General features: G+C 42.3%; 16 protein-coding genes. 5 read left to right on the forward strand and 11 right to left on the reverse strand.

Annotated features, from left to right (window positions below; genetic code table 11):
• Positions 1 to 78: 78 nt before the first annotated feature.
• Genes M1E93_RS10605 through M1E93_RS10620 form a run of 4 tightly spaced genes read right to left on the reverse strand, consistent with a single transcriptional unit; the run spans position 79 to position 2,626 of the window.
• On the reverse strand, positions 79 to 531 hold the full coding sequence (locus tag M1E93_RS10605; RefSeq protein WP_088499444.1) for a YcgN family cysteine cluster protein: 453 nt from the start codon (positions 529 to 531) through the stop codon (positions 79 to 81).
• A 19-nt stretch (positions 532 to 550) separates the two neighbouring features.
• A complete protein-coding gene (locus M1E93_RS10610) occupies positions 551 to 1,207 on the reverse strand; it encodes a fumarylacetoacetate hydrolase family protein (protein WP_163762046.1) in 657 nt (218 codons plus the stop codon).
• 20 nt (positions 1,208 to 1,227) lie between these two features.
• Positions 1,228 to 2,310 carry a lytic murein transglycosylase gene (locus M1E93_RS10615; protein WP_004919522.1) on the reverse strand — a complete coding sequence of 361 codons (1,083 nt, stop codon included), beginning with the start codon at positions 2,308 to 2,310 and terminating at the stop codon, positions 1,228 to 1,230.
• A gap of 43 nt (positions 2,311 to 2,353) precedes the next feature.
• The gene (locus M1E93_RS10620) at positions 2,354 to 2,626 is read right to left on the reverse strand and encodes a YcgL domain-containing protein (protein ID WP_004919520.1); all 273 of its coding nucleotides are present in this window, start codon (positions 2,624 to 2,626) and stop codon (positions 2,354 to 2,356) included.
• 129 nt (positions 2,627 to 2,755) lie between these two features.
• On the opposite strand from M1E93_RS10620, the gene minC reads away from it, so the two are divergent.
• The 3 genes from minC to minE are packed head-to-tail and all read left to right on the forward strand — an operon-like array spanning position 2,756 to position 4,596.
• Positions 2,756 to 3,475 carry a septum site-determining protein MinC gene (gene minC / locus M1E93_RS10625; protein ID WP_004919519.1) on the forward strand — a complete coding sequence of 240 codons (720 nt, stop codon included), beginning with the start codon at positions 2,756 to 2,758 and terminating at the stop codon, positions 3,473 to 3,475.
• Positions 3,476 to 3,498: 23 nt separating this feature from the next.
• Complete coding sequence (gene minD / locus M1E93_RS10630; protein ID WP_004919516.1) at positions 3,499 to 4,314, forward strand: septum site-determining protein MinD; 816 nt, start codon at positions 3,499 to 3,501, stop codon at positions 4,312 to 4,314.
• 3 nt (positions 4,315 to 4,317) lie between these two features.
• A complete protein-coding gene (gene minE, locus M1E93_RS10635; protein ID WP_004919515.1) occupies positions 4,318 to 4,596 on the forward strand; it encodes a cell division topological specificity factor MinE in 279 nt (92 codons plus the stop codon).
• Positions 4,597 to 4,921: 325 nt separating this feature from the next.
• On the opposite strand, the gene rnd is transcribed toward minE, so the two are convergent.
• The 5 genes from rnd to M1E93_RS10660 form a co-directional block, all read right to left on the reverse strand.
• Positions 4,922 to 6,046, reverse strand: a complete 1,125-nt coding sequence (gene rnd, locus M1E93_RS10640) for a ribonuclease D (protein WP_004919510.1) — start codon at positions 6,044 to 6,046, stop codon at positions 4,922 to 4,924.
• 86 nt (positions 6,047 to 6,132) lie between these two features.
• Entirely contained in the window at positions 6,133 to 7,821 is a 1,689-nt protein-coding gene (gene fadD / locus M1E93_RS10645) for a long-chain-fatty-acid--CoA ligase FadD (RefSeq protein WP_163762047.1), read from the reverse strand.
• Positions 7,822 to 8,148: 327 nt separating this feature from the next.
• Positions 8,149 to 8,757 carry a Slp family lipoprotein gene (locus M1E93_RS10650; RefSeq protein WP_060560585.1) on the reverse strand — a complete coding sequence of 203 codons (609 nt, stop codon included), beginning with the start codon at positions 8,755 to 8,757 and terminating at the stop codon, positions 8,149 to 8,151.
• A gap of 286 nt (positions 8,758 to 9,043) precedes the next feature.
• Positions 9,044 to 9,742 (reverse strand): tRNA (adenosine(37)-N6)-threonylcarbamoyltransferase complex dimerization subunit type 1 TsaB, encoded by a 699-nt coding sequence (tsaB, locus tag M1E93_RS10655; RefSeq protein ID WP_104873463.1) that lies wholly within the window; start codon positions 9,740 to 9,742, stop codon positions 9,044 to 9,046.
• A gap of 142 nt (positions 9,743 to 9,884) precedes the next feature.
• Complete coding sequence (locus M1E93_RS10660) at positions 9,885 to 11,789, reverse strand: ATP-dependent DNA helicase (RefSeq protein WP_104873462.1); 1,905 nt, start codon at positions 11,787 to 11,789, stop codon at positions 9,885 to 9,887.
• A 162-nt stretch (positions 11,790 to 11,951) separates the two neighbouring features.
• On the opposite strand from M1E93_RS10660, the gene M1E93_RS10665 reads away from it, so the two are divergent.
• A complete protein-coding gene (locus M1E93_RS10665; RefSeq protein ID WP_014658300.1) occupies positions 11,952 to 12,299 on the forward strand; it encodes a RidA family protein in 348 nt (115 codons plus the stop codon).
• A 65-nt stretch (positions 12,300 to 12,364) separates the two neighbouring features.
• Here the strand turns inward: M1E93_RS10665 and mdtI are convergent, their stop codons facing one another.
• Positions 12,365 to 12,697 carry a multidrug/spermidine efflux SMR transporter subunit MdtI gene (gene mdtI, locus M1E93_RS10670; protein WP_004919498.1) on the reverse strand — a complete coding sequence of 111 codons (333 nt, stop codon included), beginning with the start codon at positions 12,695 to 12,697 and terminating at the stop codon, positions 12,365 to 12,367.
• A gap of 2 nt (positions 12,698 to 12,699) precedes the next feature.
• Positions 12,700 to 13,128, reverse strand: a complete 429-nt coding sequence (gene mdtJ / locus M1E93_RS10675) for a multidrug/spermidine efflux SMR transporter subunit MdtJ (RefSeq protein ID WP_036940133.1) — start codon at positions 13,126 to 13,128, stop codon at positions 12,700 to 12,702.
• A gap of 633 nt (positions 13,129 to 13,761) precedes the next feature.
• On the opposite strand from mdtJ, the gene pdxK reads away from it, so the two are divergent.
• A complete protein-coding gene (gene pdxK, locus M1E93_RS10680) occupies positions 13,762 to 14,610 on the forward strand; it encodes a pyridoxine/pyridoxal/pyridoxamine kinase (RefSeq protein ID WP_004919494.1) in 849 nt (282 codons plus the stop codon).
• The last annotated feature ends 55 nt before the right edge of the window (positions 14,611 to 14,665 follow it).

The following is a 14,665-nucleotide window of genomic DNA, read 5'->3' on the forward strand; positions in this document are numbered from 1 at the left end:
CTGTTTTAAAATACGACAGCCCTATAAAATAGGGCTGTCGCGTTATTCAAACATATTGGCTAAATCAAGCTTATCTGATTAAGATGATGTTCTATCTACTGGCCGATTCATGATATGGTCTTCCCAATCCACCACATCTTTTTCTCTAACCGCGATATGGCGAACAGAGATCCGCTCACTGTGCATTGCCGCTTTTGACCCCGTTTTAAGAGGATGCCATGCAGGTAAGGTTTTACCTTCTAGCAATAAACGATAAGCACAAGTGTGTGGCAACCATTCAAACGTTTCTAAATTGTAGCGATTGAGCTTGATACAATCTGCCTCATAACTGAAACGATCTTCATAATGCTTACACTGGCAGGTCTTGATATTTAATTGATTACAAGCCACGTTAGTAAAATAAATTTCATCCGTGTCTTCATCCATCAGCTTATGTAAACAACACTGACCACAACCGTCACACAGTGATTCCCATTCATCGTCAGTCATTTCATCTAACGTTTTTACCTGCCAGAAAGGCTGAGACATAATACTTATCAATCCTATATCATTAGATCACTCGAGTCGTTAACGAGTGGTCATTAATTGAGAGCTTTAACATATCACCCGATGTCAACGGCCCGACACCCTCTGGTGTTCCCGTTAAAATAATATCCCCCGCACGCAAAGTAAAAAAGCGAGACATATAGCTAATCAGAGATAATATTGGCGTGATCATATCACGAGTAGAGCCTGACTGGCGAATTTCCCCATTGATCTCCAGTGAAAGCTGGGCACTTTGCGGATCACCAAAGTTATTAACCGGAATAAAGCCTGAAATAGGACATGAGCCATCAAACGCTTTACTTTTTTCCCATGGCTGCCCTGCTTTTTTAAATTTTGCCTGCAAATCACGCAATGTTAAATCTAATGCCACAGCAAAACCCGCGATTGAGCGAGAAACTCTATCTTCATCAGCATTTTTTAAGGGCATACCAATCAAAACCGCTAATTCTATCTCATGGTGTACAGAGCCAAGATCTTTTGGAATAACAATCGGTTGGTTAGCGTCACATAATGCCGTTTCAGGTTTGATAAAAATCACAGGCTCTTCGGGGTGTGCTGAGCCCATTTCTTTTATATGTTTCGCATAGTTACTGCCAACACAAACCACTTTGTTTGCAGGGAAATCCAGTAAGGCACCTTGCCAGTCACGATGTTGGTACATAGTTGTAACTCCTATTATCGTTATTGTATTTTTTGAGCAACGCCATCAGCCATGAGGCAAACGCTCAAAGCAAAGTAATATGAACGATTCCAATGCATGATCGTGCGGAAGTTTTCAGTTACTAAGTATGCACGCCCTAACGGATCATCAGGGATAACAACCCACGTTTTTAAATTGGGTGATAACTGCGCAGATGCAGGGAGTTTAACGCCAAGTTGCTCCCACTGTGCAACCGTTTTGCCCTGCTCTGCTTTCACGCCTTCCAGTTGCTTATCAAAGTCGGTAGGTAGGCTCACTTGATAGCCCCAAGGTAGTGCAGACTGCCAGCCTTCCGTAGACAGGTAATTGGCAATTGAGGCAAACACATCCGCCTTATTGTTCCAAATATCCATTTTGCCATCGCCATCACCATCCGCCGCATAAGATAAATAAGACGTCGGCATAAATTGGCTTTGGCCCATGGCGCCTGCCCAAGAGCCTTTTAACTGCTGCTCTTCCGGTATATAGCCTTTATCCATAATTTCCAGTGCAGCCAGCAACTGTTTACTGAATAATGCTTCACGACGGCCTTCAAATGAAAGCGTAGCTAATGCTGAGATAACATCTTCTTTACCTTGGGAGCGACCAAAGCCACTTTCTAGCCCCCACAATGCAACAATATATTGGGGCGGTACGCCATAACGATGGCTAATCGCATTTAAGAGTGACTCATTTTCCCAATATTTTTCCGCGCCTGCATTAATGCGTGATGCAGGTAGCACATTCTTGAGATAACTTTCTAAAGTCACTGTTGCTCTTTTTTCCGGTTGCCCTTTATCGGCCTTAACAACGCGTTCAATAAAATGAATATGGGCGAAACCACGTTCAATAGTGGCAGGTTGAATACCTTGAGCTAATGCATGCTCTTTTAACAACTCCACATAAGCAGGGAATTGCGATGGTTCACGCTCTTCGAGTGGAAAAGCTTTATTTAGCGCGATCACCTCTTTTGCAATCATGGCATCTTGCTCAGCCTGTGGTGTAACCAAAATAGGTTGTTTTGCTGAGCAGCTAGCTAAAAATAGGCCGCTAATTAAAGTAAATAATAACGTTGGTTTTATCACATCACCTCCCCAAGTAAATTAACATCTAAGTATTATCCTAATTTTATTCGCTGTAAGACTCTCGATATTCAGCGAGTAGGTTTTCAACTGGAGGTGGAAATTGCAGATAATACCCAACTTCAATTAAATCAGCTTTGACTTTCTCAATGTCTGCATTTGCCAGCTTGTCGCGGTTTGCAAGGGAAAGGGTCATCGCAAATTGAGGAGTACCAAATTGTTTCATGAGTTCTTCAGGTACACGAGAAAAATCATCCTTCTTCTCAATATAAAGATATGTTTGTTCACGGTTAGGACTACGATATATTGCACAAATCATTATATTTAACTCTTTTTCTTAGTTCATTGGCTTGCTTGAAGAATGTAGTAACTATAACATGCTATTGTTTTACAGAATATCGTCACCCGAAGTTTGTTTCGGATATTTTAATTTGCTGAGCCCGGATAGATGTCACAGTCGCCAATAGAACTCAAAGGCAGTAGTTTTACTCTTTCTGTTCTTCACTTACACAGTGAAGAACCCAAACTCATCAAAAAAGCGCTACAAGATAAGGTTAGTCAAGCTCCTGACTTCCTTAAAAATGCGCCAGTGGTTATCAACATTGCTGATTTAACCACAAATGCTGATTTATACAGTATTCACAAAGCAATTATATCGGTTGGCTTAAGGGTTGTCGGAATAAGCGGATGTACCGATCCTTTGCTACGTAAGAAAGTCAATGATGCAGGCTTACCGGTTCTCAATGAGGGGAAAAGCCAAAAAGCCGTTGATACTCAACCTAAGGCTGTTCATACACCGGTTGAGGTAGCCACTCCCGCCGAACCTGAGTTTAATTACCGGAAAACACGAATTATTAATGCCCCTGTTCGTTCAGGCCAACGAATTTATGCACCAAATAGTGATCTCATCGTAACAAGTAATGTGAGTGCAGGTGCAGAATTGTTGGCAGATGGTAATATTCATATATATGGCATAATGAGAGGCCGAGCACTTGCAGGTGCTTCTGGCGATACGGAAAGCCAAATTTTTTGTGTCCACTTGCAAGCAGAGTTAGTGTCTATTGCAGGTGAATATTGGCTGAGTGATCAGATCCCGTCTGAATTTCTCGGCAAAGCAGCGAAACTTTGTCTCGTTGACAACAGATTAAATATTGAAAACTTAATTTAGACCTTATTTACAAGGAATTATTCATGGCACGCATAATTGTTGTTACATCTGGTAAAGGTGGCGTCGGTAAAACCACTTCAAGCGCGGCCATAGCTACAGGCCTAGCTCAAAGAGGGAAAAAAACGGTTGTGATCGATTTTGATATCGGTCTACGTAACCTCGACCTGATCATGGGATGTGAACGCCGAGTAGTGTATGACTTCGTTAACGTCATTCAAGGTGATGCCACATTAAATCAGGCACTGATTAAAGATAAACGCACCGAGAATCTTTATATTCTGCCAGCATCACAAACTCGTGACAAAGACGCACTGACACGTGAAGGCGTTGAAAAAATACTCGACGAATTAAGTAATGACTTGTCTTTTGATTTTATCGTATGTGACTCCCCAGCCGGTATTGAAAGTGGTGCATTAATGGCACTTTACTTTGCAGATGAAGCGATCATCACCACGAACCCTGAGGTTTCTTCTGTTCGTGACTCTGACCGCATCTTGGGTATTCTCGCCTCTAAATCACGCCGCGCCGAAAAAGGGCTCGATCCTATCAAAGAGCACTTATTATTAACCCGCTATAACCCGGGTCGTGTGACGCGTGGTGATATGTTAAGCATGGAAGATGTGCTGGAAATACTTTGTATTCCATTAATTGGTGTGATCCCTGAAGACCAATCTGTTCTACGTTCATCAAACCAAGGTGAACCGGTCATCTTAGACGCAGAATCTGATGCAGGTCAGGCATACAGTGACTGTGTTGACCGTATTTTAGGTGAAGAGCGCCCTATCCGATTCATTGAAGAAGAGAAAAAAGGTTTCTTGAAACGCCTATTTGGGGGGTAAATAATGGCTTTATTGGATTTCTTTCTGTCGAGAAAAAAGTCGACAGCAAATATCGCAAAAGAGCGATTGCAAATCATCGTTGCAGAACGTCGCCGCGGTGATAGTGAACCTCCTTATCTTGCTGATATGAAAAGAGATATTTTGCAGGTTATTTGTAAATACGTGCAAGTTGACCCTGAGATGCTTTCTGTACAATTCGAACAAAAAGGTGATGATATCTCAGTACTTGAACTCAACGTTACGTTACCGGAAGGTGATGAAATCAAGGCTCCTGAAAAATAATCATAGCAAATAGCCGTTGTTTTTAAGTTGTAAATAGCGGCTTGCTTTTTTATTTGTTCAACCAATTGAATTTAAATAATCATCAATGGAATGAATATTTGTTCTATGTGGTTTGGGTGTCTATTGCCAAAAGAAATACAAAATCCCCCAACTCTCCGATACGCCTCTGCCGATAGTTAACTTTCTGTCGAAACCGTAGCAGTGCAGTAAATAAATCGATTGATTAATGAGTGGGTGAGCTATTCAACGCTTAAGTGCCGTCACTATTCACTAGGCAAAAGGTTAACATTTCACTCCTAGCAAACCTAGGAGTGAAAATAGGCCATTAACGCGCTTGTTGAAGGAGCTTTGTAATTGGCTCAGCAAGCATTCTTCCTCGCCAACCATCAAGTAATTCAGGCTGATTAGGGATAGATTTGATCCCCCAATGTACCGAGAGCAACTGGTTTATTTGTCGCCTTGAAGCAAGCAATTCCGCATTGAATTTCTCATGCTCTGCAATTTCTTTAACAACACTCTTTATCTCTTTAAATAACGTTTTATATTGAGGTTGCTCATTCAAATTCGCCACTGTGGGGGGATATTCACTCTCATCCATTTGTTTGGCTTTTTCAACAATACTGAGTAACCGCCTTCCATGACAGCGGATCTCTTGCCCCGTCAGCCCTAATGCGTCTAATTCACCTAATGAACCGGGTAAATAACGCGCCACTTTCCAAAGATGCTCCTCTTTAACCACAAAGTTAATCGCCATATCACGCGCTTTTGCTTGATTTAGCCGCCATTCCGCCAGCATTTGCAAGCAAGCCAATTGCTCATTCTTTAACTGACAAACATTGGTGATATTACGGTAAGCTAATGCAGGATCAGTCACATTTTGTCTGCGTTCAACCGTTCTTTGGCACTCTTCTAGCGCAGCAGAAAGGTAGCCTGACTCTTCCACTTTCTGCATCAGGATCTTGGCTAACGGCAGCAAATAAAGCACGTCTGCCGTCGCATATTGGCACTGTTTTTCACTTAATGGGCGCGCTAGCCAGTCGGTTCGAGATTCACTCTTATCAAGCTCTATGCCTAAGTATTCAGAAACTAAAGAAGCGAAACCACAGGAGATTGGATAACCCAAAAAGGCTGCAATAACCTGTGTGTCGACCATCGGTTCAGGCACACACTCAAAATCATGCAAAAACACTTCAAGATCCTCACTACCGGCATGTAAAAACTTAGTGAGGCTCTTATTTGTCAGTAAGGCTTTAAACGGTGAAAAGTCGCTAATAGATAACGGGTCAATCAGTGAAACTTGTTTTCCATCATAAAGCTGTAGCAAACCTAATTGTGGATAGTAAGTTCGAGTACGGACAAATTCGGTATCCAATGCCAACCAATCGGCTTCACTCGCCTGCTGGCATACCTGTGCAAGTTCGCTATCAGTTGTAACTAAACGATAATTCAAAACAAATTTCTCTTTTTATATTCTCATCACAGTAACGCCGGTAAAAACCGGCGTTACTCATAGGGGTGCAAACCGATATGACAACGTTACGCTGTTGATTTATCTTTTTGCTGTTTCTCTTCATCACGTAGTTCCCTACGCAATATTTTACCAACGTTCGATTTTGGTAGCTCGGTTCGGAACTCAAATAACTTAGGTACTTTATAGGCGGTTAATGAGCGGCGACAAAATGTTTTCAGATCATTTGACGTTAGATTAGGATTACTACTAACAACAAAGACTTTAACTGCCTCCCCTGTACTCGTACTCGGCACACCAATCGCGGCACACTCTACGACATCAGGATGAGATGAAATCACATCTTCCACTTCGTTTGGATAGACATTGAAGCCCGAAACGATGATCATGTCTTTTTTACGATCGACAATGCGGATATAACCTTCACTGTCTATTTCAGCAATATCCCCCGTCGCTAACCAGCCATCATGTAAAATTTCCGCGGTTGAATCAGGGCGGTTCCAATACCCTTTCATCACCTGTGGACCTTTCACCCACATTTCCCCTGGTTCCCCAAGTGCAACCTCATTTCCATCATCATCAACCAGCTTGATTTCTGTTGATGGAACCGGTAACCCGATACTACCACTATAAGCCGTCAGATTATACGGGTTTCCAGTGACAAGTGGCGAACATTCCGTCAATCCATACCCTTCTAATAAATGCTTCCCAGTCAGTTTTTGCCATTTTTCAGCAACCACTTTTTGAACAGGCATCCCGCCACCAACCGTCAACCTGAGTTTGGAGAAATCCAGTTGTTGAAACTCTGCGTTATGTAGCCATGCATTGAATAAGGTATTAACACCCGTAATCGAGGTGATCGGATAACGTGCTAACTCTTTAACGGTACCTGCCACATCACGAGGGTTAGTAATCAATAAGTTCACCCCCCCGACATTAATAAACAGGAAGCAATTTACCATGAGAGCAAAGACGTGATAGAGCGGTAGTGCCGTAACAACAAATTCTGAACCTATTTTTAATACCGGACCATAAGCCGCTCGAGCTTGCTCGATATTCGCTAACATATTACGGTGCGTTAGCATTGCCCCTTTCGCTACCCCTGTCGTCCCTCCGGTATACTGAAGGAACGCAAGGTCATCGCCATTGATCTTTGGCTTGATATATTGCATGCGATAACCGTAATGCATCGCACGTCGGAAAGAGATAGCATCTGGTAAATGGTATTTAGGCACCAGCCGTTTAACATACTTGACGACAAAATCCACTAATGTCGCTTTCGGACGAGAGAGTTGATCCCCCATCCGAGTTAAAATAACGTGCTTAACCTTGGTATTAAACACCACTTTTTCAAGGGTATGAGCAAAGTTAGACACAATGACAATGGCCGTTGCACCACTATCATTTAACTGGTGCTCTAGCTCCCTTGGGGTATAAAGTGGGTTAACATTGACGACAACCATCCCCGCGCGCAAAACGCCAAATAGAGCTATCGGGTATTGCAGCAAGTTAGGCATCATCAACGCGACGCGGTCGCCTTTTTTTAACCCTAACCCATTTTGTAGGTAAGCGGCAAAAGCACGACTTCTCTCTTCTAACTTGCGATAAGTCATCACCGCACCCATGTTGATGAATGCAGGTTGGTCAGCATATTGCGAAACCGAATTTTCAAGTAACTCTGCTAAAGAAGCAAAGCGATCAGGATCGATCTCTTCCGGCACATCGCTTGGGTAATTTTTCAGCCAGATTTTTTCCAAAGTATGACTCCTGAATTTTAGTATAGTAATATAACTCAAACACTCTTTTAACAAATTATTAACTCAGCGTACCAGTTTGAAAAATACCCTGTGCTAAGGTTGAGAGGTCTATCACTAAATAAATTTCATTCCTTCGAAACAAAAATAGGCGGACTATTCCGCCTATTTCGTTTTAGTATGTTATTCCAGAACGATATCTGGTGTAGATATCATAATAATACACTTTTTTGAATCATTTTTGGAAAAATTAACATATTTCCCACGTATAAACCTAATAAATAAACTGACTAAGCTCATTGCCGAATAAATAGCCTTTCACTTCTCATTTTATTCGGTTAAATAGGTTTGTACTGGAGCAACACCCCCCGGATAGCCATAACCATAGCCATATCCGTAACCCCAAGGATGGTTATAGTAATAAGGGTTTCCGTAATACCCATAACCCCACGGGCCTGGTGGCGGCAAAATTACACTTTGCGCTAAATTCCAACGCTGGTAACCCGTTACGTCTAACGTGACATACTTATAGGGGATATCACCAATTTTACCAGGCTGCTCTCCGGTAATTTTACCCACCACTGTGATGTAACGACCATTATAGTCAGCAGGGTCAAGGAACCCATTAACAAAGGCATAAATACGACCAGTTGATGCCGTATTTAATTCTGGTGCTGCATCATATTTATTCAGTGGGATCACGGCAATTTCTAATCGCGTTTTATTAGGCTGATTAAAAACAGAGATTACTTTCCCACCAAAACGCCCTTCCTGCCCAATATACATTTCAGGCGCATTTTGTACTGACGATAAGTTAACCGCTGGATTAGGTGACGAGCCTTGAATTGAGGCTGGGATCGACACACACCCCGTTAACGTTAATATGCCGACAAATAAAACCACTTTAAATGTCGAACGGCTGTTAATTTTTATACCCATATACCACCTCCATTTAGCTTTAATTATAAATTCAGACGGCAAGGATTAACATTAATATCAACTAACATAACACGATATGTTCAATACTTTGAGAGATAAATACACGAATAATTCAATTATAGACTGATAAAATAAGGCTTGATGTGTCTCGATGCTAATTTCAATCATCGAATTAAAAAAAACATCCATTTAAGACAGTAAATATTGGTAGGAAAAAAGCGTAAAACAGAACTTGGCTATGCCTAACTTAACAATAAAATAAGCATAGCCAATCTAAAAAATATACCTATTCACGACCCGGCAGTTTTTTCCACGTCACTTCGTTACGTAAATATGTTGGTTCAACGTTTTCGACGGCTTGTACCTGACCCGCACGCCATAAACGTTCAGCAATCGGTAACATATCTTGTGCCGCTGGCAATGTGATCCCACTTTCAATCAACGAAAGCGCACTGTCTTTTAATTGCGGATAAGCTTGCCAACCTGTTCCTGCTAGGCTCCATTGCCCTGCCAACTGAGCGATTGAATCTCTAAATAGCTCCGGCGCCATAACAGCTTCGGTATCCTCACCGAGCCATATGCCCTCTGCCGTACGATGATATTGAGCGCAATATACCTCTGTCATGCGCGCATCAATCGCCGTCAAAACCTGCTCATGTCCTTGCGTTCGATATGCCCCTTCTGCCAGTGTCATCAATGATGAAACACCGATCATCGGTAAATTGGCGCCGAGTGCTAACCCTTGGGCGATACCGACCCCGATGCGAACGCCCGTAAAACTCCCCGGTCCACGACCAAACGCTAACGCATCCAATTGGTTTAAAGTGACCCCCGCTTGAGATAATACCTCGTCCACCATTGGCAACACTTTTTGTGTATGCTCTCGAGGCGAAACGGCAAAACGCGAAATAATTTCTCCATCGCATAACAATGCGACTGAACATGCTTCTGTTGCTGTATCAACAGCAAGAATACGGCTCGACATGCCACAACTCCGGCAAATGATTAGATTTGATGCCACTGTACCTGTACAGTGACCTGAAAATGACGTTTATAGTAGCATAAACTCAAAATGAAATAGCAGAAAAAACCGCTTATGACCTTGGTTTAATTGCTATTATTATGTTCTATTCGTTTTTCTCAAGAAACTCAATTGCTTTAGATAAACTGCGAGTTCTTGGTGACGGCGGTAAACTATTCAAAAAAACCTTACCATATGGACGTGTTACTAAACGGTTATCGCAAATCACAATAACGCCGTAATCACTGGTATCACGGATCAAACGCCCAACACCTTGCTTTAAGGTGATCACCGCATCAGGAATTTGAACATCCGCAAATGGGTCACCGCCTCTTAATTGGCAATCCTCAATACGCGCCCGTAATAATGGGTCATCAGGGGCTGTAAACGGTAATTTGTCGATAATCACACATGTCAGTTCATCCCCTCTGACATCTACCCCTTCCCAAAAGCTACTCGTTGCAACAAGCACTGCATTTCCCGCCGCAATAAATTGGGCAAGTAACTTATTTTTACTGCTTTCGCCTTGCATAAGCACAGGTAACACGAGTGTTGTTCTCAGCTCTTCGGCTAATTCACGCATCATCATATGTGATGTACACAAGAAAAAGCAGCGCCCTTGGTTTTTTATAATCAGTGGTCGCAACATATTCGCAAGTTTTTGTGCCACCCCTTTTTGGTTTGTTTCCGGTAAAAAACGTGGCACACAGAGTAAAGTTTGGCTTTGATAATCAAAAGGGCTCGCCAATAGCAAGGTTTTCGCTGACGTTAAACCCAATCTATCGGTAAAGTAATTGAGTTGTTCATTAACGGATAACGTTGCCGATGTGAATACCCAACTTGCTGGCGTACTGGAGATCATTTCACTGAATTTTTCCGCAACCGTCAGTGGTGTTATCGCTAATAAAAAATGCCGGCCATAGCTTTCAAACCAATAGCTATAACCTGGAATTGTGACATCTTTTAGCCGATTCAAACGATTACGGTAGAGAGTCACCCGTTCAAAAACGGAATCTAATGTTTGCGAACGCCCTAATGATGTCTTGATCACTTCATAACATAACTCGAGAGAATCATCGAGTAATGTCAACGCGCGCTGCACCACAGGGCTTTTCAATAGATCACGCAAGTTACCACGAAAGCTGCTCTCACCTAAATTTAAGCGAAAATCCAATGTGCTTTGGGTTAGCCTATCTGCACTTTTTTGTAGCTGAACCAGATCTTTTAGCTCTGTGCGATAGGCCATAACCATATCACGTGCGAGATCAAGAAGCTGGCGGCTACTGAGTTGTTGACCGAAATATTGGCTAGCAATATCGGGGATTTGATGTGCTTCATCAAAAATCATCACATCAGCTTGTGGCATTAACTCCCCAAACCCCGTATCTTTAACAACACGATCAGCCATAAAGAGATGATGGTTAACAACGATAATGTCAGCATCTAATGCTTTGCGGCGCGCTTTTAATACAAAGCATTCTTGATAACGAGGGCAATCACTGCCGAGACAGTTGTCATTAGTGCTGGTGACTAATGGCCAAACTGCATGATCTTCCGCGATATCGTGACAAGTGCTGATATCCCCAGACTCCGATTCAATGGACCAGTTGCGTAAGCGGACAACGGCAGACAATATTTCTGGCTCAAGGCTCCCCCCGCCTAATGACTGCTGATCTAAACGCTCTAAGCAAAGATAATTTGAGCGGCCTTTTAATAACGCTGTCCGCCCATTAAATTTCATCGCGTCTATAATCGTGGGTAAGTCACGGTGATAAAGCTGATCTTGTAACGCTTTCGATCCAGTCGAAACAATCACTTTTTTACCCGAACGTAAGGCGGGCACCAAATAAGCGTATGTTTTGCCTGTTCCTGTTCCCGCTTCAGCCACTAGCACATGCTGTTTTTCAATTGCCTCCGTGACAGCATGTGACATTTTGACTTGGGCTGCTCGTGGTTGAAAACCTGGGATTGTTCTCGCCAAAAAGCCATTAGAAGAAAAATCGTCGTGCACCGCAAACCTATTTATTGTTCTCTTTGAAGGCGTCTACTTTATCATGTCTTGATGTTGCCTGCTGAGCTAAATCATCCAATCGTCATAGAAAGGATTTTTCATCAATAAAGCAAGCTGTTATCCTTAAAAAGACTCACTAATGAAATGAACTAAGGAATAATGATGACGATTGAAAGAATTGACCCTGACAAACGTTGGTCTGAAGCGGTTATTCACAACAATGTTGTCTACTACACCAGTGTACCGGATAACTTAGATGCTGATATTATTGCTCAAACAGCGAATACCCTTTCAGCGATTGATATTCTTTTACAACGCGTGGGTTCTGACAAAAGTAAAATCCTTGATGCAACGATTTTCCTTGCTGACAAAGCCGATTTTGCGGGAATGAATCAAGCATGGGATGCTTGGGTTGTTGAAGGCAGCGCACCGGTTCGTTGTACTGTACAAGCGGCGCTGATGAAACCGGAATATAAAGTCGAAATCAAAATTGTTGCCGCTATTGAATAACGACACCTAGCAAACGATTTATCATAAAAAAATAGAGCGCCAATCATCAATTGGCGCTCTATTTTTTAAGACATTTTAATAAGCACCATCCCCAACAATAACAGGACGATACCTCCCCAACCTTTATAATTTAGCCGCTGATTGAAAAGGATCCACCCCGCGGCTACCGTCGCAATAATACCAAAAGCGCCCCACAACGCATAAGCAATCGACAATTCGATACCTTTGACTGCTTGAGCCAACGAGCTAAATGCGCCTAATACTGCCACTAAAGATAAAATGCCTAACCAGTAACGTTTAAAGCCGTTCGACATTTTTAAGAGGATGTTTGCAAGAATTTCCAGTACCACAGCAAGAACTAAAAATGCGCCGTGCCACCATTCAAATTGGACGTCCATAATCAGGCCTCCGTTTTAGCACGTTCTTGTGCCAAACCACCTGATTTAACCGCAGAGACCGCACGCCCCGCCGCTTCTTTCACTTTTTGAGCAGACTGAGTGACGGTCGATTTTTTAGTACCCGATTTAATTAACCCAATTCCTGCGATTAACAATACTAAGCCACCAATTTTCATAGGGGAAAGCGACTCGCCAAACCACAACACACTAAACGTCGTGATAAATAGAATACCGATCCCTTCCCATAAGGCGTATGCAACCCCAAGAGCAACTTTTTTCACAGCAACAGCTAGCAAAATGTAAGAAGATGCAATCATGACATACATTACTGCCATCCCAGTAAAATCACCACTCACGCTGGCGTGTTTCATCGATAATGTACCGATCACTTCGGCAATGATAGCTAATGCTAAAAATATCCAATATATCATTATATAATCTCTCTATGGATAATCGCACGACTGCTTATTTTTCATACAGAAATAGCAAACTTTTCGGCTAAGAAAAATTTTGTGCAATTATAAAAAACAAATAAATATCAAAGTGATGCTGATTTTATTCAGCAAAATGAATAATAGAGAGAGACGCTATAATGCACCGCACCAGTGGTGTTCACTGGAAAGGATCGCTGAAAGGAAAAGCCGATGGGTAGTTCTTCTTTGGGACTTACTGATTTTAATGCTATTCACGCTAAGCATGATATCTCATTCATTTCATCGGATGGACATCCATCCAAGTTACTCCGAACCCTCATATAATTGTTGATTACAGGTTATTTTTATCATGCCAAAAATATTAAGTCAATGAATATAAAAAGCTTTTTTAAATGAATATTTATTGCATAATTATGCAGGAAATAATCAACTAACCTTGACCTATTCTCAAGTTAAACGAATAATCAACCACAAACTTCTCACTAGATAACCATACTTTTTATTGAAAAAAATAAATTTTTCATTGTTTTCTTTTATTACGTAGTCCTATCCATTGTTTATGATTGACTTCAACGGCAAACAGGCATCTTATATTAGCTAACTGCTTAATTTTGGCCGAAAGAGAGATAAATGGACACCTTTAACCTCACCTCTAACAGTTTTCAAAACGATGCAAATGCCACGCCGCTGCCTTATGATGTCATCTCCATCCAGTCGCAAGTTATTTACGGCAGTGTCGGTAACAGTATTGCGGTTCCGGCACTGATGAAGCAAGGGCTAAGGGTCGCTGCTGTACCGACAGTGATTTTAAGCAATACCCCCCATTATGTGACATGTCACGGCGGCGAATTACCGGGTGAATGGTTTCGAGGCTATCTGTCTGGATTAGTTGAGCGCGATTGCCTTGGCAGTGTACGTGCGATCCTAACGGGATATTTAGGCTCTAGAGATAAAGCCCATGATCTTGCACAATGGTTATCAAGTGTACGTCAGTCATACCCTTCTATACCTGTCATTGTCGATCCTGTTATGGGGGATGAAGATAGCGGTTTTTATATTCCCCCAGAAATTGCCGATGTGTATCGCGATGAAGTATTGCCGCTTGCAACAGGTATCATCCCCAATAAATTTGAACTCGCGACACTAAGTGGTCAACAGATAAAGACCCTTGATGATGCAACTCAAGCTGCTCGTTCATTACTAAAAGGCCATACACAATGGGTGATCATTACCAGTGCATTCCAACCCGATGATGAAAGTATTGAGGTCGTGTGTGTCACCAAACAGGATGTCGCGGTTATTCGCCATAAACGTTACCCTGTCACGCCAAAAGGCACCGGCGATCTATTTGGTGCAGAGTTAACAGCTCAATTACTCGCGGGGCTGTCTGTTCCCGATGCGGCTAAAATGGCTTGTTTACGGATAGAGCAAGGTATTATTCATATGGCGGCGACAGGAAGAAGTGAGTTAGTGCTGTAAGATGCTCTCGCACCATGGATAAAAATAAGGCCAGCTTCCTTCTAGAGCAAGCTGG

The organism is Providencia sp. PROV272, assembly GCF_049901975.1.
In the GTDB taxonomy this organism is placed as follows: Bacteria; Pseudomonadota; Gammaproteobacteria; order Enterobacterales; family Enterobacteriaceae; genus Providencia; species Providencia stuartii.